Origin of the sequence: Promicromonospora sp. NPDC090134 (assembly GCF_044746965.1) — a bacterium.
Classification (GTDB): Bacteria; Actinomycetota; Actinomycetes; order Actinomycetales; family Cellulomonadaceae; genus Promicromonospora.
The window spans coordinates 82234-103433 of record NZ_JBIVCZ010000007.1; the positions used below are offsets into that span (position 1 = coordinate 82234).

Here is a 21200-nt window from a genome sequence, read left to right on the forward strand (position 1 = left end):
GTAGGGCAACTACGTACGCGTGCGGGGCCGAAAAGCGCGGATCGGTGCCGGTTACGGCGTGTCGAGCGCCGTGTCGAGCACTATGTCGAGCACCACGTCGCAGGCCTCGAGCAGTCGCTCCCGGAGCGCGCCGGACCGGTGTGCGAAGTCGCGCTGCCGCCGTACGTACTCGGCCTTGCCGTCGGGCGTCTCGATCCGGACGGCCGCGACGCCGTACTCGGAGACGTCGTACGGGGAGGCCGCCATGTCGGTCCAGCGGATGTCACGGGCCAGCTCGAACGCGTCGAGCAGCAGGTCGCCGGGGACCGCCGGCCCGAGCTTGAGGCACCACTTGTAGAGGTCCATGTTGGCGTGCAGGCAGCCGGGCTGCTCCATGCCGACCTGGGCGGCGCGCGTCGGCCGGAGCTGGTTGCGCGACGTCGCCTCCGGCGTGAAGAACCGGAACGCGTCGAAGTGCGAGCAGCGCACGGGGTTGGCCTCGACCACGGCGTCGGTGCCCTCGTGCCCGAGCCGGAGCGGCAGCGGGTGCCGCTGGTCGCGGCCCGCCTCACGGTCGCGGTAGACCATGGCCCACTCGTGCAGCCCGAAGCAGCCGAACGTGCCGGGCCGCGACGCCGTCGCCGTCAGCAGCTCGCGGACGTACCGCACGGTGTCGCCGCGGTCGGCGAGGAACGCGTCGCGGTCGAGCGTGACGGCACCGTCCGGCTGGGACGTCCGGTGCCACCGCCACGCGGTGCGGTCCTCCGGGTCGGGCGCGTCCCCGCCGTCGGGCAGATGGAGGGCGACGCCCGCACCCGGGTGCCAGCGCCGCAGGTGCGCGACGCGCGTGGGGTAGTACGTGAACAGGAAGTCCTCGATCGCGTGCTTGCGCCCGGCCGCGCGGGCGGCGCGCCAGACCGCGGTGAGCGCGTCGGCGCGCTCGGCGTGGGCGGCGGCGAGGGGCAGCCACTCCTCGGGGAGCAGCGCCGCGGTCGGCCTGCCGAGGACTGTGGTCACCGGTCCAGGGTACGGCGGCCGCGGCACTCGCCCGGCACCGCGCGGCCTCGCCCGGCGCCGCCCGGCGCATAGGGTGCGACCATGTCCGACCTCCCTCTGCGCCGCCTCGGGCGCTCCGGCCTGTCCGTTCCCGTCGTCGGCCTGGGGTGCAACAACCTCGGCCGCCCCGGCACCGTCACCGAGACCGCGGAGGGGGCCACAGCCCTGGTCGACGCCGCGGTCGATGCGGGCGTGACCTTCTTCGACACCGCGGACGCCTACGGAGCCCGGCCCGGCCTGTCCGAGGAGCTCCTCGGCGCCGCGCTCAAGGGACGCCGCGACGACGTGCTGATCGCCACGAAGTTCGGGCTCGACATGCACGGCGCCAACGGCCAGGACTTCGGGGCGCGCGGGTCGCGCCGGTACATCGTGCGGGCGGCCGAGGCGTCGCTGCGCCGGCTCGGCACGGACTGGATCGACCTCTACCAGCTCCACGCGCCCGACCCGGCGACCCCGATCGACGAGACGCTCGCCGCGCTGGACGACCTGGTGCGCTCGGGCAAGGTCCGCTACGTGGGCCACTCGAACCTCCGCGGCTGGCAGGTGGCCGACGCCGAGCACGTGGCCCGCGCGCTCGGCGGGGGCACGGGCGGCACCCGGTTCGTCTCCGCGCAGAACAAGTACTCGCTGCTGGCCCGCGGCCTGGAGCGGGAGGTGCTGCCCGCCGCGCGGGAGTACGGGATCGGCGTGCTGCCGTACCACCCGCTCGAGAACGGCCTGCTCACGGGCAAGTACGCGGGCGGCGCCCGGCCCGACGGCTCGCGCCTGGTCACGACCAAGCCCCAGCTCCTGGAGACCGCGCCGTGGGCGGCCCTGGACCGGTTCGCCGTCTTCTGCCGGGAGCGGGACGTGACGGAGACCGTCGTCGCCTTCTCCTGGCTGCTGACCCGGCCCGAGGTGTCGTCGGTGATCGCCGGCGCCACCCGGCCCGAGCAGGTGCGCGGCAACGCCCAGGCCTGGACGTGGACCCCGACGGCCGACGACCTCGCCGAGCTGGACGAGATCTTCCCGGCCTGATCACGTGGCTCGCTCGGCGGCGCCGGCTGGGTAGCGTGGTGGCATGAGTCATCCGTTCCGCCAGGTCAACGTCTTCTCCGCCACCCCGACGGGCGGCAACCCCGTCGCCGTCGTGCACGGGGCCGACGGCCTCACCGACGAGCAGCTCGCCGCCTTCGCCCGCTGGACGAACCTCTCGGAGACCACGTTCCTGCTCGACCCGACCGAGGCCGGGCAGGCCGCCGGCGCCGACTACCGCGTGCGGATCTGGACGCCGGGCGGCGAGCTGCCGTTCGCCGGGCACCCGACGCTCGGCACCGCGCACGCCTGGCTGGAGGCGGGCGGCGTGCCCCGCGGGCAGGACGTGGTCCAGGAGTGCGGCGTGGGCCTGGTGCGCGTGCGGCGCGAGGAGACGGGCGCGGGGCAGCGCCTCGCCTTCGCCGGTCCGCCCCTGTCCCGTTCGGGCGCCGTCGACGACGCCGACGTCGCGCAGATCGCGCGCTCGCTGCGTCTGGAGGTGTCCGACGTCGTCCGCTCGGCGTGGGTCGACAACGGTCCGGGCTGGGTCGCGGTCCAGCTCCGCGACGCCGACGTCGTGCTCGGCCTGGAGCCGGACCTCGTGGCGATGGGCGACCTCAAGCTGGGCGTGGTCGGCGAGTACCCGAGCGGGCGCAGGACCGGGAACGGCGCCGACGCGCCCGCGGTCGAGGTGCGTGCGTTCGTCCCGTCCATCGGCGTGGGCGAGGACCCGGTGACCGGCAGCCTCAACGCCGGTCTCGGACAGTGGCTCGCCGGCGACGTGCTGCCGTCGTCGTACGTCGCGTCGCAGGGGACGGCGCTCGGGCGGGCGGGCCGCGTCCACGTCGAGAAGCTGCCCGACGGCGAGGTGTGGGTCGGTGGCGACTCGTTCACGACGATCGTCGGTCAGGTGGTGTTCTGAGGGCGGAGCCGGACGCCGGGTCCGGCACGGCGCCCTCCGCCTGGTCGGGGGCGCGTTCCGGCGACGGGAACGCCTGACGCGCGACCCACCCGAACAACCGCTCCAGCGGGCCACGCCCGAACAGCGCCCGCCACAGCGTGGCCCCGGCCAGGGCGCCGAGCACCATCACGGCGAGCGGCCCGTTGGTCGGCGAGGTGAGCAGGTCGACGCCGGAGCGGGTCCACCACCAGAGGACGAAGATCTGCACGGAGTAGACCGTCAGCGCCAGGGCCCCGACGGCGGCCAGCGGGGCGGTCACCACGAGCACCACCCGCCGCGCGAGCTGCCGGGCACCGGCACCCGCACCCGCACCGGCACCGTCCGTGTCGCCGCGAACCCCGACGAGCAGGCACAGCCCGAGCACGCCGAGCGCGAACCCGCCGGACCCCAGTGCCTCGAACATCGTGTCGTCGTGCGGCCCTTCCAGGTACAGGCCCGCCAGGGGCGGCCAGGGGTCCGACCAGGCGGGCGGCGTCGCGAGGAGCTCGGACCGGGTCATGGCGAACAACCTGTCGATGGCCTCGATGCCCCCGGCGTCGGCCACCAGGACGGCCGAGGCGACCGAGCAGAGGGCGGCGAGCCCGAACCCGCCGGCGACCAGGCCCAGGCGCAGCGTCGGCGACCGCAGGTCGCAGCGCCCCACCGCCAGCCCGGCGAGCACGTACGCCATCCAGACCAGGGCGGGGTAGTGGCCCGTCAGGAGGAAGTCGGTGGCGGCGCCGCTACCGTCGTGCGGCGCTCGCAGCCCGGCCCGGGCCAGAGCCTCCGGCCCGTAGTACACGAGGAACGGACCCACCACCGCGACGAGCACCGCGATCGAGGCCAGACGCGCCGGGGGCAGGCGCAGGAACGGCAGCGCCAGCACGAAGTACGCGGCGTAGAACCCGAGGATGAGCAGCACGCGCCCCCCGAGCAGGTCGAGCACCGCGACGAGGGCCAGCAGCAGCACGGCGCGCACGAGGATCCGGCCGCGCGCCGTGCGCATCGCCTCGCCGGTGAACGGCCTGGACCCGCCCGTGAACAGGGCCAGCGACAGCCCGGCGACCGTCGCGAAGAGGATCGACGACCGCCCGTGCGCCAGGCCCAGCCAGCCCTCGAACGTATCGATGTCGTCCGAGGTGACGCCCACGTGCGCCGTGAACATACCGAGCACGGCGATGCCCCGGGCGATATCGGCGCCGGGCACCCGGCCGGGGCCGCCGAGCAGGTTGCGGCCCATCCGGTCCAGGGCGCCGCGGACGGCGCCGCGGGGGTCCGTGGACGGTCTGTCGGACGGTCTGTCGGACGGCCTGTCGGACGGCTGCGCAAGCGTGGACATGCGCGCATCCTTCCGCGTCGCCGGGCGCCGCGCGCGTGGCCACGCCGGGTGATCGACTGGACAACCGTCCCGAAGGATGAGAACGCGGATGTGCAGCGTGCCGCGGCGCACATACAGTGCGGCCATGACCGGCAGCGCCAACGAGCACGACTCGGCCCGCATCGACCCGTCCGTCCCCACGCCCGGCCACGAGCTCGGCAACCGGTTCGGCGGCAGGTTCAGCGACCCCGCGAACGAGGGCGGCGGCGGCCCCGCCCGGGACCGGACGACGCCCGCGGGCACCGACCCCATCGACGCGGTCGACGCCCCCAGCAGCCTCACGAGCCTGACCCGCGGCGCGGGGAGCGCGGAGAGCCCCGACAGCCCGGGGGCGGGGACCGACCTGACCAAGGAGTCCGAGTCCTACACGCACGGGCACCACGAGTCCGTGCTGCGCTCGCACCGGCGCCGGACGGCGGCGAACTCCGCCGCGTTCCTGCTGCCCCACCTGCTCTCGGACATGACGCTGCTCGACGTCGGCTGCGGCCCCGGCACCGTCACCGTCGACTTCGCCGAGCGGCTCACGCAGGGCAGCGTCGTGGGCGTCGACGCCTCTGACGACGTGCTGGAGTCGGCCCGCGGCCTCGCCGACGCGCACGGCACCAAGAACATCACCTTCGAGCACGCCAACGCCTACGAGCTGCCCTTCGAGGACGACTCGTTCGACGTCGTCTTCGCCCACCAGCTCCTGCAGCACCTGTCCGACCCGGTCGCGGCCCTGCGCGAGATGAAGCGCGTGGCCAAGCCGGGCGGGTTCGTCGCGGTGCGCGACGCCGACTACGAGGCCATGACCTGGTACCCGGAGTCCGCCGAGCTCACCGAGTGGAACATGCTGTACCACGAGGTCACGCACACCTACGGCTTCGAGCCCGACGCCGGGCGCCGCCTCGCCTCCTGGGTGCGCGACGCCGGGTTCGACCCCGCCACCATCGAGCCCGGGGCGAGCGTCTGGTGCTACGCCACCCCCGATGACCGCACCTGGTGGGGCGGGCTGTGGGCCGAGCGCTGCACCGAGTCCAACTTCGCCGTGCAGGCCAAGGACTCGGCGCTTGCGGACGACGTGGCCCTCGAACAGCTCGCCCAGGGCTGGCGCGAGTGGGCCGCGGCGCCGGACGGCTGGTTCGCGGTGCTCAACGGCGAGGTCCTGGCGCGCGCCTGACCCCTATGCCTGCGTGGGCCGGGCCGGAGCGCTCCCGAGCCGGACGAGGCGCGCGGCGAGCCCGCCGCCCGCCCCCAGCACGAGCGCCAGGCCCAGCAGCACGACGGCCGGGTACAGCCACAGCACGACGCGGTAGGCGGCCACGGGTTCGGACAGGCCCATGAGCGTGGCCCCGAGCCACGGGAGCGCCGCGCCGAGGAGCGTGACCAGCGCGAGCGGCACCAGGCGCAGCACGGTGGCGCGCCGGGAGCCGGCCGCGCGCCGCTCCGCCCACCGGCGCGAGCGGACGACGACGAGCACCCCGGCCAGCAGGGCGAGCGCGGCGAGGCCCACGACGACGGCGTTGAACGGGTCGAACGGGTTGGTCATCGGCAGGGGCGTGCCGCCGTCGACCGCCACGACGGCGTCGTGCGTCAGCGCCATGGGGTCCCCGGCGGCGTTGGCGAGCACCACGGCGCCGGTCCCGGTCCGCGGGGAGAGCTCGATCCCGGACGCGAAGGTGGCCAGCGTGCCGCCGTGCCCGACCAGCGGCGCGTCGTCGTCGCCGGCCGTGGTGCCGTGCCAGCCGTACCCGTACTCCGTATCGCTCGCCGGCACGTCGTGGAACGCGCGGAACGTCTCCGCGCGCAGCAGCCGCTCACCCGTCGCGGACGCGCCGTCGCCCACCTGGAACCGCAGCCAGGCCGTCATGTCCCGCGCGGTCGAGACGATGCCGCCGCTCCCGGCGCAGGCCAGCGGGAGCTCCGGCACGGCGACCCGTGCGGGGCCCAGCAGGGAGAAGCCCCGGTCGAGGCCGGCCGGCTCGGTGTCGCACCGCTCGGTCACGGTCGTGGAGGTCAGGCCGAGCGGCTCGAAGACGTTCCGTTCCAGGTACTCGTCGAAGTCGACGGCGTCGCCGGGCTCGCCTGGTGCGCCCGAGCCGGCGGCCGTGCGCTCGACGAGGCGCGCCAGCACCGCGTAGCCCGCGTTGCTGTACATCGTGGTGGTCCCCGGAGCGGCGGCCAGCTTCTCGGGCGCCAGCCGGCCGACGGTCTCCGCGGGCGCCGACGCCGGGTCGGCGGCGTACTCCAGTCCCGTCGCGGCCAGGCCGGACCGGTGCGTCAGGAGGTGCTCGACCGTGATCGAGCGGTACCGGTCGTCGGCCAGCCGGAACTCGGGGAGCAGCCCGGCGACCGGGTCGTCGAGCTCGAACCGCCCGGCGTCCACCTGCTGCAGCACCGCCAGCGCCGTGAACGCCTTGCTCATGGAGCCGATGCGCATCGGCGTGTCCTCGCCGACCGGCGCACCGCTGCCCGTCGTCCCGTGCACCCGCACGCGCACGGCGCCGTCGGCCAGCGTCACCTGGACCAGGCCGGGGGTGCGGTGCACCCGCAGGTACTCGGCCAGGTACCGGTCGACGGCGGCGTCGACAGCGGCGTCGGCGTCGGCGTCGTCCGTCCCTGCCGTGACGACGTCCTCCCGAAACGGAGCGGCCGTTCCCTTTGCGGACGCCGGGACGGCCGGTGCCGCCGTCGACGGCGCTGCCCCTGCTGCTGCCCCCGCCGCCGGGGCGAACGCGATCACCGCCGCCGTCAGGAGCGCGACGCCCCGTGCCGCGCGGAGGCGCCGCGCCCCGATCCGGTCGTTCGTCATCCGAGCTCCTCGTCACCGCGCCCGGCGCCGTGCGCGGCCGGGTCGTCCCGCGCGTCACGCTATGGACCCGGGCGGGTCCCGGGCATCGGGGATGACCTGGGCCGCGGCCCTGAACCGCCCCTGACCCACCCCTGACGGAGGCCCACGGCGTCGCGCGGCTTACGCTGAGCCCGTGCGTATCGCGAGATTTACCACCGGAGACGACCCCCGCTTCGCCCTCGTGCAGCAGGAGGGCGACAAGACCTTCCTCGCCGTGCTGGGCGGCGACCCCCTCTACATGCCGGCCATGCCGACCGGCGAGCGCATCGAGCTGGGTGACGGCGTCCGGCTGCTCGCCCCGGTGATCCCGCGCTCCAAGATCGTGTGCGTGGGCAAGAACTACGCCGACCACGCCAAGGAGATGGGCGGCGACGTCCCGACCACGCCGCTGCTGTTCTTCAAGCCGAACACCGCCGTGGTCGGCCCGGACGACCCGATCGTGCTGCCGGACTTCACGCAGGAGGTCTCCTACGAGGCCGAGCTGGCCGTGGTGATCTCCAAGGTCTGCAAGGACGTCACCCCGGAGAACGCGGCGTCGTACATCCTCGGGTACACCGTCGCGAACGACGTCACCGCGCGCGACGCCCAGCGCACCGACGGGCAGTGGGCCCGTGCCAAGGGCTTCGACACCTCGTGCCCGCTCGGGCCGTGGATCGACACCGACCTGAACCCGGAGGACGTCGCCGTGCGCTCGCGCGTCAACGGGGAACCGCGCCAGGACGGCCGCACCCGCGACATGGTGTTCGACGTGCCGTTCCTCGTCTCGTACATCTCCGAGGCCATGACCCTGCTGCCGGGCGACGTGATCCTGACCGGCACCCCCGCCGGCGTGGGCCGGATCGACCAGGGCGACCGCGTCGAGGTCGAGGTCGAGGGCGTGGGCGTCCTGGCCAACCCGGTGCTGCGGCGCCGCTGAGGTGAGCCGCGAGACTCAGCCGGGAACAGATCCGGGAACACAGCCGGGGACACAGCCCGGCACGTCGCTGCACGCCGACGCCCTGGCGACCCTGCGCTCCTGGTCGGGTCCGACGCCGGAGCAGGAACGCCTCCGGGCGCGGTACGTGGTGCACCTCGAGGCGCACGACGACGGGGTGTTCCGGGCGTCCGTGCCGGACCACCTCACGGCGTCGACCCTGGTGCTGTCGCACGACGGCGCGCGGGCGCTCCTCACCCTGCACGCCAAGGCGCGGCGCTGGTTCCAGCTCGGCGGGCACCTGGAGGCCGGGGACGTGTCGCTGGCCGACGCCGCCGCCCGGGAGGCGCGCGAGGAGTCCGGGATCGCGGGGCTCGTGCTCGACGCCGTCCCGGTGCACCTCGACGAGCACGTCGTGCCGTTCTGCCGGCCGGGCACCGGCGACCCGGCCCGGCCGGTGCACCACCTGGACGTGCGGTTCGTCGCCGTCGCGGCACCCGGCGCGGAGACGGCGGTCTCGGACGAGTCGCTGGACCTGCGCTGGTGGTCCGTCGACGAGCTGCCGGAGCCCGAGCTGACCGAGCTGGTGATGCTGGCCCGCGCCAGGACCCGTGGAGCATGATCGACCCATGATCATCAGGCGCTCCACGGCCCAGGTCCGGCCCGGTCTGCTCGACGAGTTCCGCACGTTCATCGAGGCGGGCACCGCCGGGTTCGCGGCGCTCGACGGCTTCGTGAGCGACGAGATCGTCGTCCGCCGGGGGAGCGCGACCCTGGATGCCGCGACACCGGACGGCCCGACACCGGACGCCCCGGCCCCGGCCCCGGACGCCCCGGCCGCCCCGGCCCCGGACACGCTGACCTACGTGAGCCGCTGGCGCGACGCCGCGGCGCTCGCGGCGTACGCCGGGCCGGGGTGGCGCACCGAACCCGTCGTGCTGCCCGACGAGGACCGGTTCCTCCTCGGGCCGCTGCGCGTGCGGCACGTCGAGCTCCGGCACGCCGGGCCGGCGGACGCCCCGGCGATCGCCGCCGTCTGGCACGCCGCCTGGGGCGACGGCCACCATGACCTCGTGCCGCCGGCGCTGGAGGCGGCCCGCACCCGGGAGTCGTTCGGCCCCCGCGCCACGGCCCGGGTCCCGCGGACGACGGTGGCGGTGGCCCTCGACACGGCTCCGGACGCCGACACCGCCCCGGACGCCGACGCCGCGCCGGGCGCCGGCGCGGCGGACGGCGCACCGGGGCAGGACGTCGTCGCCGGATTCGTGACGGTCACGGGCGAGGAGGTGGAGCAGCTTTTCGTCGCGGCGGCCCACCGGGGCTCCGGGATCGCGTCCGACCTGCTGTCCGCGGGGGAGACCCGGATCGCGGCCGCCGGGCATGCCGAGGCGTGGCTCGCCGTCGTGACCGGCAACACGAGGGCGCGCCGGTTCTACGAGCGCGCCGGCTGGTCGGACGGCGGCCCGCTGGACTACCGGGCGGAGACGGCCGAGGGGCCCGTGCCCGTGGCGACGCGGCGGTACGTCAAGCGCCTGGGCTAGCCGGCCCAGCGCCGACATTCGTGGTCACCGCGGTGCCCGGCACGCATCATGGTCCCCGTGGAGACCGCACGACGATTCCTGGCACTGACCCCTGTGGCGTTCGGCATCACCGCGGTGGTGCTCGTGTACCTCCAGACGAGCGGCGACATCGCGTGGGACGGCGTCGTGTTCGGCCTCGTGAGCGCGGTCGTGGTGACGGCGGGCGCGCTCGGGTCGATCGCCGCCGCGGCCGCCCTGCTCCGGCTGCTGGAGGTCCGCAACGACTGGGCATCGTTGGCTGTGGGCCTCGTCCTGGCCACGGTCGTCCTGGCGGTCGCGTACTTCGTCGTCGCCTCCACCCTGCCGGAGGGGGACGAGGGATGGTCGCTGCTCTACGTCCTGGGACCCGCCTTCGCGTCCATCCCGGTGTGGCCCGGCTTCGCGGTCGCGCTCCTGATCCGTGGCTGGCGGGGCCGGGCGGCCCGGCAGGCGCCGCCGTCGGGCCCCGCAGCGCCTAGGCTTGGCCCGTGACTTCCGTGACCGACACCCCGACCCAGCCCGCGCCCGACGGCGCGGCCGTGCGCGTCCGCTTCGCGCCGTCCCCGACCGGCATGTTCCACGTGGGCGGCGCTCGTTCCGCGCTGTTCAACTGGGCCGTGGCGAAGCAGCAGGGCGGCACCTTCGTGCTGCGCATCGAGGACACCGACGCCTCGCGGAACCAGCCCGAGTGGGTGGACGGCATCCTGTCGGCCATGGAGGCGCTGGGCATCCGCAAGGAGGACCCGGCCTTCGAGGGCCCGTACTTCCAGTCCGAGAACGCGGGCATCCAGAAGGACGCCGCCCGGCGACTGTTCGCCGAGGGCAAGGCGTACTACTGCGACTGCACGCGTGACGCCCTGATCGCGCGCACCGGCAACCAGCAGACCGGCTACGACGGCTTCTGCCGCGACCGCGGGCTGGAGTACGCCGAGGGCCGCGCGCTGCGCTTCCGCACGCCCGACGAGGGGGAGACGCAGGTCGTCGACCTGATCCGCGGCAACCCGACGTTCCCGAACGCGAACCTCGAGGACTTCGTCATCGCGCGCGGCAACGGCTCGCCGGTGTTCCTGCTGGCCAACGTGGTGGACGACATCGACGAGCACATCACGCTCGTCATGCGCGCCGAGGAGCACCTGCCCAACACGCCCAAGCAGCAGCTGCTCTGGGAGGCCCTGGGACAGACGCCGCCGCAGTGGGCGCACATGCCGGTGATCGTCAACGAGAAGCGGCAGAAGCTCTCCAAGCGCCGGGACAAGGTGGCCCTGGAGGACTACCTCGCGGAGGGCATCCTGCCCGACGCGATGGTCAACTACCTGATGCTGCTGGGCTGGGCGCCGGGCAACGACGAGGAGATCCTCCCGTTCGACGAGCTGGTGCGCCGGTTCCGCGTCGAGGACATCAACTCGTCGTCCGCGTTCTTCGACGTCAAGAAGCTCACCGCCTTCAACGGCGAGTACATCCGGGCCCTGAGCGTCGAGGACTTCGCCGCGGCCTGCGCGCCGTGGCTGCAGGCCCCGGCCGCGCCGTGGACGCCGGAGCAGTTCGACCAGGGCGTGTTCGACGCCGTCGCGCCGCTCGCGCACTCCCGTGTGGCCCTGCTGTCCGAGATCACGGCCAACGTCGACTTCCTGTTCCTGGACGCCCCGATCCTCGACGAGGACTCCTGGAACAAGGCCATGAAGGCCGGCGCCGCCGAGCTCCTCGCCGACGTGCGGGTGGCCCTGTCCGACGTGGCCTGGGAGGCCGAGGCGCTCAAGGACGTCGTCACCGTCGTGGGCGAGAAGCACGGGATGAAGCTCGGCAAGGCGCAGGCCCCGGTCCGGGTCGCCGTGACGGGACGCCGCATCGGCCTGCCGCTCTTCGAGTCGCTCGACGTGCTCGGCAAGGAGCGTACGCTCGCGCGGGTCGACGCCGCGCTGGCTCGCCTCGCCGAGACGGCGTCGGCGAACGTGGCGTCCTAGCACCCGGACGTACAGGACCGGACGCACAGGGCCCGGACGACCGGGCCCTGGACGACGGGGCCCCGCACGACGGGGCCCTCGGCGCCTCGACCGGGGCGTTCTGGACTAACGTGGCAGACGTGACCGACGCCATGACTCCTGACGCCGTGCCGCCCACGACCGATCAGCCCGCAGCGCCCCCGAGCCCGACCGCACCACAGCCGACGCCGCAGTCCTCGTTGCCGGGGGCTGCGGCGCCGTCGTCCCCGGCGGTGCGCCCGCCGGCGGCGGCTCCGGCTGGGGCGGTGCCGGCTGGAGCAGCGCCGTCGTGGACCTGGGCCCCGGCGGCGCCGCAGGTGCTGCCGTCCGGGCCGCGGGAGTACCCGCAGGCCCTCCGGGGCCCGCGGCACCGCTGGTGGCGCCCTCTGCTCGGGCTGGCCGCGGTCGCCGTCGGCGTGGTCGTGATCTTCGGGGCGATGCTGCTGTACGCCCTCGTGTGGGTGGTCGCGCAGGCGCTGGGCACCCAGCTTCCCGACCCGAGCACCGTCACCGACGCCTGGTTCGTGTCGCCGGCCGGCCTGCTCGTGACGAACCTCGGCCTCGCGCTCGGCATCCCGCTCGCGCTCCTCGCGACCTGGGCGCAGGCCCGGCGCGGCGGCCTGGTCTCCTCCGTGCTGGGGCGGGTGCGCTGGCGCCTGCTGCTCGGCGGGCTCGGGATGTCGCTGCTGCTCCTGGTGCCGCTCACGATCGGCACGAGCGTCCTGCTGGCCCAGCTCGGCGGCGCGCCCGACGCCGGCGCCGGACCGGGTGCCGACGAGGCGGGCCTGTGGCCGCTCACCCCGGCGTCCGGCTGGCTGACGCTCGCGCTCGTGATCCTGCTGACCACCCCGCTGCAGGCGGCCGGCGAGGAGTACTTCTTCCGCGGCTGGCTGACGCAGTGGATCGGCAGCATGCTGCGCCGTCGGTGGGTCGCCGTGCTCCTGCCCGCCGTGGTCTCGGCGCTGCTGTTCGCGCTGGCGCACGGCGCGCAGAGCCCGTGGCTGTTCGCCGACCGGCTGGTGTTCGGCCTGGTCGCGAGCCTGCTGGTGTGGCGCACCGGTGGGCTGGAGGTCGCCGTCGCGCTGCACGCGGCGAACAACCTGGTGGCGTTCGGCCTCGCGATCGCCTACGACGGGCTCCAGGACTCGCTGCTGATCACCGAGGTGGCGCCGTCCGAGGGGGCGGTGAGCATCGGTGTCACGCTCGTCACGACCGTGGTCCTGCTCTGGTGGGCACGGCGCCGCAGGCCGACGCTGGTGGTGACGGATCCGGTGCCGGTGGTGAGTCCGGTGACGGGGCTGGTCGAGTACGAACGGGTCAAGGGAGAGACGGTATGACGATCGCGGGAATCCTGTTCGACGTCGACGACACCCTCGTCGACACCAAGGGCGCCTTCGCGCGGGCGCTCGAGGCGGTGCGGGCGGAGCACCTGCCGCACGTCCCGGCCGAGCGCGACCCGGAGATCCTGTCGCACTGGCGTACCGACCCGGGCGGCTTCTACAGCCGGTACACGCGGGGCGAGATGGACCACGTGACGCAGCGCCGGCACCGGGCGGCGCTGCTGCACGAGACGTTCGGCGCCGCGCCGGTCACGGAGACGTCCTTCGAGGCGTGGGACGCGCTGTTCTGGGGCACGTTCGAGCGGTCGTGGACCGCGCACGACGACGCCCGCGCCGCCCTCGACGCCGCTGTGGCGGCGGGCCTCCGCGTGGGTGTGGTGACGAACGCCGCCACGGAGCTCCAGGAACGCAAGCTGAAGGTCGCCGGGCTGGGCGACCTGCCCGTGCTCGTCGGGGTCGACACCCTGGGCTTCGGCAAGCCGGACCCCCGCGTGTTCGCGGAGGGCGCCCGCAAGCTGGGCATCGAGCCGTCCCGGGCCGCCTACGTGGGCGACGAGCCCACGGTGGACGCGCTGGCGGCCCACGAGGCGGGCCTCACGGGCGTCTGGCTGGACCGGGCGGGCCACCGCCGGGGTCCGGACTACGGCGGCCACGCGGGGCCCGGCGCGGGGCTGCAGGGCGACCCGCAGGACCCGGAGGCCTTGCGCGCGGCGGGCGTCGTGGTGCTCGAGACGCTCGCGGAGCTCCCGGCCGCACTGGGCTACGGGACCGGCCTCGGCTGACGCCCGGACGTAGCCGAGAACGGTGCCGAGAACGGCGCCGAGAACGCTCTCGGCCGCCCCGATCTGACCCGGGTGACGGACGGCACCCTCATTCCGTTTTGCCCACCGTCCGAGGTCAGGTAATGTTCTCCAGCGGTAGGGCCCCCACGGAATACCTGTCGGAGACAGGTGTATCCAGGCGGTCATACCCCCATGGGGTATGGTGTAATTGGCAGCACGAGTGGTTCTGGTCCACTTAGTCTAGGTTCGAGTCCTGGTACCCCAGCGCAGAGCACTGCGCATCCCACGCTGACGCAGGTCAGTCGTAGGGTGCGCTACCGTTCTCACGGTGCCGGTTCATACCGGTAGTTCAAGGCCCCCATCGTCTAGCGGCCTAGGACGCCGCCCTCTCACGGCGGTAACGCGGGTTCAAATCCCGCTGGGGGTACGCAGTCCATCGGCTTCGGTCGGCGGACGAGTTCAAGGCCCCCATCGTCTAGCGGCCTAGGACGCCGCCCTCTCACGGCGGTAACGCGGGTTCAAATCCCGCTGGGGGTACAGATAAAGGCCCGGTCCACGAGGACCGGGCCTTTTGCATGGGGGAAGAGGCGTCGAACGTAGGGTTCGTCGCTCTCCGGGCCGTCTTGGGCCGACGAAGCCTACGTTCGCCGGCCGGCCGGCCGGCCGCGTCAGCGGATCTTCGGGTCCTTGCCGCCCTCGATGAACGGGCTGGGCAGGGCGTCCGAACCGTCGGTCGCGGAGGTCGGCCCGCCGGGCACGTGGTCGCCGCCCTTGCCGTCGCTGGTCCGGCCCGGCAGCCTCCCGCTGCCCGACGCCGCCGCCACCGCGGCTGTGCCGTTCGCCGGCGGCCTCCCGGTGCGCGCGGACCCGCCGCTGCCCGGGCCGGCGGCGCCCGCGCCGTCGTGCACCACGCTGCCGGAGTCCTGGCTGCCGGAGCCCGAGCTGCCGGAGTCCTGGCTGCCGGAGCCCGAGCTGCCGGAGCCCACGCTGCCGGAGCCCGCACCACCGGGGAGCGGGCTCCCGGCCGCCCCGCTGTTCGACCGGACACCACTCGGCGCGACGCCGTCGGAACCAGCACCCGAGGTCCCACCGCCCGGGCTCGCCAGGTCCCGCAGCGCCGGGACGTCGATGCGCTGCGTCGGCGGGTTGCTGCGCCGGCCGATCCGCGGCATGAGCGCGGGCGGTGCGGCGGGCGGGGGCGTCTCGACCGGCGGTACCGCCTGCGGGCGGAAGTCGGGGCCGGTCTGGGCGGCGGCCTCGGCGTCGGCGGCGTCCGGGTGGAAGAGCGTCGCGATGATGAGGCGGTACCGCGAGTCGGGGCGCGGGATCCACGTGACGCGGTCGAACGCCTGGTCCTGGCCCGCGGTCTCGAAGACGAAGGTGCCGAAGCCCAGCACCTGGCCCAGCGGGGTGCGCTCGTACCCGAGGTCGGTCACCTTCTCGGACGGCATCATCGCCACGCGGTGCACCAGGAGCCCGGTGAGCAGGATCAGCCGGCGGTCGGTCATCACGAACCACTCGGCCCGCCAGTCCAGCCACTTGTAGAGCAGCCGCAGGCCGAGCACCAGGAACGGCAGCCACACCCAGGCGAGCCCGTCGCGGACGTCCGGGTCCACCGCGACGAGGATCGCCAGCCCCAGGACGAATGCACCGGTCGTCGTGAGGATCGGCTCCCAGAGCCTGGCCCAGTGCCGCCGTGTGGCGATGACCACCTTCTCGTCCGCGAGGATGTACCGCTGCAGGGCGCGATGACGGATCACGAAGTCCGCTGCTGCGCTCATTCGGGTCTCCCCGGGGTGCGTTCGGAATGGTCCTCTGCCGCCGCCGACCCTACGTCGTCAGCGGCCGATCGACCCGGTGAAGAGCTCCTCGAAGAAGGTGCCGATGTTCGCGATGGCACCCCAGATGACGTCCCAGAGGGCGAGCACGACGTCGGCGGATCGCTCGGGGTCGTTGATGACCGAGTAGAGCAGGAAGATCACCACGACCCAGATGATGATGAGTCTCACCTTTGGCGGCATCAGATTCCTCCGACGTTGGTGCGCGCGCACCGGGTGTGCACACGTCGCGGACGAGACTACTGACACCACCCGGACCTGGGGAATCACCACGCCCGGCGTGGCGGACCAACGCTCACCGACCGCTCACATCGACCGCACACCTCGTGCGCACCAGCTGCGGCCGCGGAAGCCCGTCGGGGTGTGCGGCGGGCGCCGTCCGGCAGACGGCGCCCGCGCGTCACTCGCCGGACCGGTGCAGCACCTCGGTGAGCTTGTTCGCCGCGGCGACGACGGCGGCCGAGTGCAGCCGGCCGGGCTGCCGCGAGAGCCGCTCCACGGGCCCGGACACGCTGACGGCCGCCACGACACGGCCCGAGGGGCCGCGCACGGGCGCCGAGACCGACGCCACACCGAGCTCACGTTCTGAGACCGACTGCGCCCACCCCCGGCGTCGGACACCGGAGAGGATCGTGGCCGTGAAGGTGGCGTCGCGCAGGCCGCGGTGCAGGCGGTCCGGCTCCTCCCAGGCGAGCAGGACGTGCGCCGCGGAGCCCGCGCTCATGCTGAGCGTGGCGCCCACGGGGATCGAGTCGCGCAGGCCGACCGGGCGCTCGGCGGCGGCGACGCACACGCGGTGGTCACCCTGCCGGCGGTAGAGCTGCGCGCTCTCGCCCGTGTGGTCGCGCAGCGCGATGAGCACCGGGTTCGCTGCCGCCAGCAGGCGGTCCTCACCGGCGGCCGTGGCCAGCTCGTTGAGGCGCGGGCCCAGCACGAACCGTCCCTGCATGTCCCGTGCCACCAGGCGGTGATGCTCCAGAGCCACCGCCAGGCGGTGCGCCGTCGGGCGAGCCAGGCCGGTGGAGGAGACGAGCTGCGCCAGGGTGGCCGGGCCGGCCTCGAGTGCCCCGAGGACGGACGCCGCCTTGTCCAAGACGCCGACTCCGCTAGTATCGTCCATACCGCGATATTGCCGTCTCGGAACGTGAGATTGCAAGTCGAGGCCCAAAGTTGTTTCTGACAGAGGTAGTTTTGACAGGGAGGCGAACCGCAATGGCCGGCACGCTGGCGGAGAAGGTCTGGGAAGCGCACCTCGTGCGTCGAGGCGAGGACGGCTCGCCTGATCTTCTCTACATCGACCTGCACCTGGTCCACGAGGTCACGAGCCCGCAGGCGTTCGAGGGTCTGCGCCTTGCCGGACGGCAGGTGCGGCGACCCGACCTCACGATCGCGACCGAGGACCACAACACCCCCACGCTCGACATCGACCGGCCGATCGCCGACGCGACGAGCCGCACGCAGATCGAGACGCTGCGCGCCAACGCCAAGGAGTTCGGCGTCCGGCTGCACAGCCTCGGCGACGCGGACCAGGGCATCGTCCACCAGGTGGGACCGCAGCTGGGGCTGACCATGCCCGGCCTCACCGTCGTGTGCGGCGACTCGCACACCTCGACGCACGGCGCGTTCGGCGCGCTCGCGTTCGGCATCGGCACGTCCGAGGTGGAGCACGTGCTCGCCACCCAGACGCTGCCGCTCGCGCCGTTCAAGACCATGGCGATCACGGTCAACGGCGCGCTGCCCGCCGGCGCGACGTCCAAGGACATCATCCTGGCGATCATCGCCAAGATCGGCACCGGCGGTGGCCAGGGCTACGTGCTCGAGTACCGCGGCGAGGCCATCCGGTCGCTGTCGATGGAAGCCCGCATGACCGTCTGCAACATGTCGATCGAGGCGGGCGCGCGCGCCGGCATGATCGCGCCGGACGAGACCACGTTCGAGTACCTCAAGGGCCGCCCGCACGCGCCCGAGGGCGAGGACTGGGACGCCGCCGTCGAGTACTGGCGGACCCTGCGGTCCGACGACGACGCGCAGTTCGACGCCGAGGTCGTGCTCGAGGCGGCCGACCTGGAGCCGTTCGTCACCTGGGGCACCAACCCGGGCCAGGGCCTGCCGCTGTCGGCGTCCGTGCCCGTCCCGGCGGACATCGCCGACGAGGACGAGCGCCTCGCGGCCGAGCGGGCCCTGGAGTACATGGGCCTCCAGGCCGGCACGCCGCTGCGCGACGTGAGCGTCGACACGGTGTTCATCGGCTCGTGCACCAACGGCCGCATCGAGGACCTGCGGTCCGTCGCGAAGGTCGTCAAGGGCCGGAGCAAGGCCGAGTCCGTCCGCGTCCTGGTGGTCCCGTCGTCGGCGCGTGTGCGTCTGCAGGCGGAGGCCGAGGGCCTCGACGTGATCTTCAAGGAGTTCGGCGCCGAGTGGCGCAACGCCGGGTGCTCGATGTGTCTGGGCATGAACCCGGACCAGCTCGCGCCGGGGGAGCGGTCAGCCTCGACGTCGAACCGCAACTTCGAGGGGCGGCAGGGCAAGGGTGGGCGCACCCACCTGGTGTCGCCGCTGGTGGCCGCCGCGACGGCGATCCGGGGCACGCTCTCCAGCGTGGGCGACCTGGACCTGTCGTACGACATCGACATCACCACGTTCGACGGCACGCCGCTCGACGGCGTGGGCGCCTCCCCGCTGGGCGAGTCCGTCGTCGACCTGCCCGTTCCCGTAGCGATCCAGCCCGCGCTGCGCTGAGAGGACCACTGACCATGGAGAAGTTCACCACCCACACCGGCGTCGGCGTGCCGCTGCGGCGCAGCAACGTCGACACCGACCAGATCATCCCCGCCGTGTACCTCAAGCGGGTCACGCGCACCGGGTTCGAGGACGCGCTGTTCGCGGCGTGGCGGGGCGACCCGTCGTTCGTGCTGAACCAGGAGGCGTACTCCGCGGGGTCCGTGCTCGTGGCCGGCCCGGACTTCGGTACCGGCTCGTCGCGCGAGCACGCCGTCTGGGCGCTGAAGGACTACGGCTTCCGGGTCGTGCTGTCCTCTCGGTTCGCCGACATCTTCCGCGGCAACTCGGGCAAGCAGGGCCTGGTCGCGGGCATCGTCTCGCCCGAGGACATCGAGATCCTGTGGAAGATCCTGGAGACCAAGCCGGGCACCGAGGTGACCGTCGACCTGGCGGCCAAGACCGCCACGGCCGACGACGTCACGGTGCCGTTCCAGATCGACGACTACACGCGGTGGCGGCTCATGGAGGGGCTCGACGACATCGGGCTCACCCTGCAGGAGGCCGACAAGATCACGGCGTTCGAGCAGACCCGGGCGTCGTGGCGCCCGAAGACGCTGCCGGCCCGGCACCTGCCGTCGGTCGAGATCGAGGCGGCCCGCCCGGTCTGACGTCCGGCGTCCGTACCTGACGTCTCGCTCGCGCCCCTGCCGCGGTCAGTCTCCTGACCGCAGCAGGGGCGCGAGCGCGTTCGCGACGTAAGGCGCCAGGGTGCCGGCGAAGGTGTCCGAGAGGTGGTTGTCGTCGCGGTAGACCGTGACGCCGCCGATCACCGGGAAGCACTCGCGGGCGTCGCAGTACACGTCGGTGAGGTCGAGGAGTGTGACGTCGCTCCGGCCGAGCCGCTCCACGGCGCTCCGCTGCGGGTCGAACGGGCCCGTCGCGTCAGCCCGCGGGGTGCGGCAGTCCGTGGTGAGGTCGACGTCGGGGGCCGTCAGGCAGTCGATCACCGTCGGGTCGGGCTTGGGCACGTCGGCGACGGCCACCACGGGCAGCCCCTGGTCGGCGAGCCCGCCCCACAGCGAGACCAGCCCGTCCTCGGCGAAGGCCTCCGGCGTCGTGCCGGCGGGCGGCACCCAGTCGACGCCGCTCAGCTGCGACGTGACGACCAGGTCGTAGCCGCCGTCGACGAGCACCTGCTGGGCGCGGTCGACCCACTCGACGCACGCCGCGGTCAGCACCTCGTCCTGGACCCGCATGACGTCGGAGAAGGGGCAGCCTGCCTTGATGTAGATGTCCAGCGCCCAGCCGTTGGCCTCGGCGGCCTCCACGAAGGCGCTCGAGTAGTGCGCGGCGTGCGAGTCGCCGACGAGCGCGATCCGGACGTCGCTCCCACGGTCGCCGCGCTCGCACGCGACGGGATCCACGTCCTCCCGGCTGGTCCCGGGGCACTTGTCCGAGCCCTCCGAGAAGGGCGCCGGCATGTCGTCGCCGGCCACCTCGGGCGCGGGGACGGCCGTGCCCACCAGGTCGGGATTGGTGCAGGGCTCGCCGTGAGGCGGGCGCGCGGCGGCGCCGAAGCACTCGGCGGTGGTGGCCTGTTCGGCGGCCGCGAGCTCGGTGCGCACGTGCTCCCGTGCGGCATGCACCCCGAGCAGCGCGGCGCCCACGACGACGGCACCCACGACCGCGGCGGTGACGAAGGTGACCCGCGGCCGGAACCGGTGCCGGTGGGCGAGCACCGGCTTCTCGATCCACAGCCGGGTCCCCCACGCCAGCAGGAGCGTGACCGCCAGGATCGCCACCTTGTCGAGGGTGCGCAGGTCGTGCCCCGTGGCGTAGGGGACCAGGACGACCAGGGGCCAGTGCCACAGGTAGACGGCGTAGGACACGTCGCCCAGGAACTGCACGGGGGGAAGGCCGGCGAGCCGGCTGGTGAACCGGTCGGAGGCCTGCGCCCAGATCACCAGGACGGTGCCGAGCACGGGCACGGCCGCCCACACGCCGGGGAACGGCGTCGCCCCGGTGAACAGGACGGCGGAGACCCCTATCAGGGCCAGACCGACCCAGGATGCCGCGCTCGACCAGCGGCCGGTGCGGGCCGGCACGAAGGCGAGCAGCGCACCCGCGCCGAACTCCCAGGCCCGGGTCGGGGTGATGAAGTACGCGTAGGCCTGGTCGGCGCCGGTCCAGACCACCGAGGTCACCAGCGAGGCGACCACCACCACGACGAGCGCCCCGGCCACCACGGGGCGCCAGGACGCCCGCCGGCCCGCCCGGTCCAGGCCCTGGGACCCGGAGCCGGTGTGGGCGGTGCGACGGAGTCGGCGTCCGACGAGCAGGCAGAGCGCGATGAGCAGCGGCCAGACCAGGTAGAACTGCTCCTCGGCGGAGAGCGACCAGTAGTGCTGGACCGGCGAGGCCATGTTCTCGGCGGCCAGGTAGTCCACGGCGTCGGCGGCCAGCACCCAGTTCTCCGCGTGCAGGCCGGACGCCGCGATCTCGCGGAACCACTGCTCCCAGTGCTGCACCGGTGCGAGCGCCCGGACTCCCGCGGCGGTCACCGCGAGCACGAGCAGCGAGGCGGGCAGGAGCCGCAGGATGCGGCGGGACCAGAACTCGGTCACCGAGAACCGGCCCGCGTCGACGTCCCGCACGATGTGCGAGGTGATCAGGAAGCCCGAGATCACGAAGAACACGTCGACGCCCACGTACCCGCCCGTGAGCCGGTTGGGCCACAGGTGGAACAGGACGACCGCCAGGACGGCTACCGCCCGCAGGGCCTGGATGTCTGCCCGCAGGGCGGTTCGGCGGTGGTCCGTCACTCATCTCTCCGTCCGCGTGGGATGCCTCCCCACCCCGGATCACGACCTG

General features: G+C 73.8%; 19 protein-coding genes and 3 tRNA genes. 15 read left to right on the top strand and 7 right to left on the bottom strand.

Annotation, left to right across the window (positions count from 1 at the left end; genetic code table 11):
- Positions 1–51: 51 nt before the first annotated feature.
- Positions 52–996: a 3-methyladenine DNA glycosylase gene (locus tag ACIPN7_RS19255; RefSeq protein ID WP_400545775.1), complete on the bottom strand. Its 945-nt coding sequence runs from the start codon at positions 994–996 to the stop codon at positions 52–54.
- 81 nt (positions 997–1077) lie between these two features.
- Between ACIPN7_RS19255 and ACIPN7_RS19260 the strand changes: the two genes are divergently transcribed.
- Entirely contained in the window at positions 1078–2052 is a 975-nt protein-coding gene (locus ACIPN7_RS19260) for an aldo/keto reductase (protein ID WP_400545778.1), read from the top strand.
- A 43-nt stretch (positions 2053–2095) separates the two neighbouring features.
- The gene (locus tag ACIPN7_RS19265; protein WP_400545781.1) at positions 2096–2971 is read left to right on the top strand and encodes a PhzF family phenazine biosynthesis protein; all 876 of its coding nucleotides are present in this window, start codon (positions 2096–2098) and stop codon (positions 2969–2971) included.
- On the opposite strand, the gene ACIPN7_RS19270 is transcribed toward ACIPN7_RS19265, so the two are convergent.
- Positions 2940–4328, bottom strand: coding sequence for a heparan-alpha-glucosaminide N-acetyltransferase domain-containing protein (locus tag ACIPN7_RS19270; RefSeq protein ID WP_400545784.1), 1389 nt, complete (start codon positions 4326–4328; stop codon positions 2940–2942). The two genes, ACIPN7_RS19265 and ACIPN7_RS19270, sit on opposite strands and share 32 nt — an antisense overlap.
- A 382-nt stretch (positions 4329–4710) precedes the next feature.
- On the opposite strand from ACIPN7_RS19270, the gene ACIPN7_RS19275 reads away from it, so the two are divergent.
- Positions 4711–5526 carry a class I SAM-dependent methyltransferase gene (locus ACIPN7_RS19275; RefSeq protein WP_377219323.1) on the top strand — a complete coding sequence of 272 codons (816 nt, stop codon included), beginning with the start codon at positions 4711–4713 and terminating at the stop codon, positions 5524–5526.
- 3 nt (positions 5527–5529) lie between these two features.
- Here the strand turns inward: ACIPN7_RS19275 and ACIPN7_RS19280 are convergent, their stop codons facing one another.
- Complete coding sequence (locus tag ACIPN7_RS19280) at positions 5530–7158, bottom strand: serine hydrolase domain-containing protein (protein WP_400545787.1); 1629 nt, start codon at positions 7156–7158, stop codon at positions 5530–5532.
- Positions 7159–7330: 172 nt separating this feature from the next.
- Here ACIPN7_RS19280 and ACIPN7_RS19285 point away from each other — a divergent pair, with 172 nt between their 5' ends.
- The 10 genes from ACIPN7_RS19285 to ACIPN7_RS19330 all read left to right on the top strand — a co-directional run bounded on the left by ACIPN7_RS19285 (position 7331) and on the right by ACIPN7_RS19330 (position 14307).
- A complete protein-coding gene (locus ACIPN7_RS19285; protein ID WP_400545790.1) occupies positions 7331–8113 on the top strand; it encodes a fumarylacetoacetate hydrolase family protein in 783 nt (260 codons plus the stop codon).
- Between the two features lies 1 nt (position 8114).
- Entirely contained in the window at positions 8115–8732 is a 618-nt protein-coding gene (locus tag ACIPN7_RS19290) for an NUDIX domain-containing protein (RefSeq protein WP_400545793.1), read from the top strand.
- A gap of 7 nt (positions 8733–8739) precedes the next feature.
- Positions 8740–9651 (top strand): GNAT family N-acetyltransferase, encoded by a 912-nt coding sequence (locus tag ACIPN7_RS19295; protein ID WP_400545796.1) that lies wholly within the window; start codon positions 8740–8742, stop codon positions 9649–9651.
- 57 nt (positions 9652–9708) lie between these two features.
- Positions 9709–10161 (top strand): hypothetical protein, encoded by a 453-nt coding sequence (locus ACIPN7_RS19300; protein ID WP_400545799.1) that lies wholly within the window; start codon positions 9709–9711, stop codon positions 10159–10161.
- Positions 10158–11630 carry a glutamate--tRNA ligase gene (gene gltX, locus ACIPN7_RS19305; protein WP_400545802.1) on the top strand — a complete coding sequence of 491 codons (1473 nt, stop codon included), beginning with the start codon at positions 10158–10160 and terminating at the stop codon, positions 11628–11630. Before ACIPN7_RS19300 ends, gltX begins: the two co-directional genes overlap by 4 nt.
- 119 nt (positions 11631–11749) lie before the next feature.
- Complete coding sequence (locus tag ACIPN7_RS19310) at positions 11750–12985, top strand: lysostaphin resistance A-like protein (RefSeq protein WP_400545805.1); 1236 nt, start codon at positions 11750–11752, stop codon at positions 12983–12985.
- Complete coding sequence (locus tag ACIPN7_RS19315) at positions 12982–13770, top strand: HAD family hydrolase (RefSeq protein WP_400545808.1); 789 nt, start codon at positions 12982–12984, stop codon at positions 13768–13770. The genes ACIPN7_RS19310 and ACIPN7_RS19315 overlap by 4 nt, the downstream gene beginning before the upstream one ends.
- Positions 13771–13963: 193 nt before the next feature.
- Positions 13964–14035 (top strand) — tRNA-Gln (locus ACIPN7_RS19320).
- A gap of 89 nt (positions 14036–14124) precedes the next feature.
- Positions 14125–14197: transfer RNA gene (locus tag ACIPN7_RS19325), tRNA-Glu, on the top strand.
- A gap of 37 nt (positions 14198–14234) precedes the next feature.
- A tRNA-Glu gene (locus ACIPN7_RS19330) sits at positions 14235–14307 on the top strand.
- A 131-nt stretch (positions 14308–14438) separates the two neighbouring features.
- Here ACIPN7_RS19330 and ACIPN7_RS19335 read toward each other — a convergent pair.
- The 3 genes from ACIPN7_RS19335 to ACIPN7_RS19345 form a co-directional block, all read right to left on the bottom strand.
- The gene (locus tag ACIPN7_RS19335) at positions 14439–15551 is read right to left on the bottom strand and encodes a PH domain-containing protein (RefSeq protein ID WP_400545811.1); all 1113 of its coding nucleotides are present in this window, start codon (positions 15549–15551) and stop codon (positions 14439–14441) included.
- Positions 15552–15608: 57 nt separating this feature from the next.
- The gene (locus ACIPN7_RS19340; RefSeq protein WP_020013705.1) at positions 15609–15779 is read right to left on the bottom strand and encodes a hypothetical protein; all 171 of its coding nucleotides are present in this window, start codon (positions 15777–15779) and stop codon (positions 15609–15611) included.
- 229 nt (positions 15780–16008) lie between these two features.
- Positions 16009–16728 (bottom strand): IclR family transcriptional regulator, encoded by a 720-nt coding sequence (locus tag ACIPN7_RS19345; RefSeq protein WP_026365378.1) that lies wholly within the window; start codon positions 16726–16728, stop codon positions 16009–16011.
- A 92-nt stretch (positions 16729–16820) separates the two neighbouring features.
- Between ACIPN7_RS19345 and leuC the strand changes: the two genes are divergently transcribed.
- Both leuC and leuD read left to right on the top strand, forming a co-directional pair.
- Entirely contained in the window at positions 16821–18347 is a 1527-nt protein-coding gene (gene leuC / locus ACIPN7_RS19350; RefSeq protein ID WP_400545816.1) for a 3-isopropylmalate dehydratase large subunit, read from the top strand.
- 14 nt (positions 18348–18361) lie between these two features.
- A complete protein-coding gene (gene leuD / locus ACIPN7_RS19355; protein ID WP_377232467.1) occupies positions 18362–18997 on the top strand; it encodes a 3-isopropylmalate dehydratase small subunit in 636 nt (211 codons plus the stop codon).
- 45 nt (positions 18998–19042) lie between these two features.
- On the opposite strand, the gene ACIPN7_RS19360 is transcribed toward leuD, so the two are convergent.
- Positions 19043–21151, bottom strand: a complete 2109-nt coding sequence (locus tag ACIPN7_RS19360; protein WP_400545819.1) for an acyltransferase family protein — start codon at positions 21149–21151, stop codon at positions 19043–19045.
- Positions 21152–21200 lie beyond the last annotated feature (49 nt).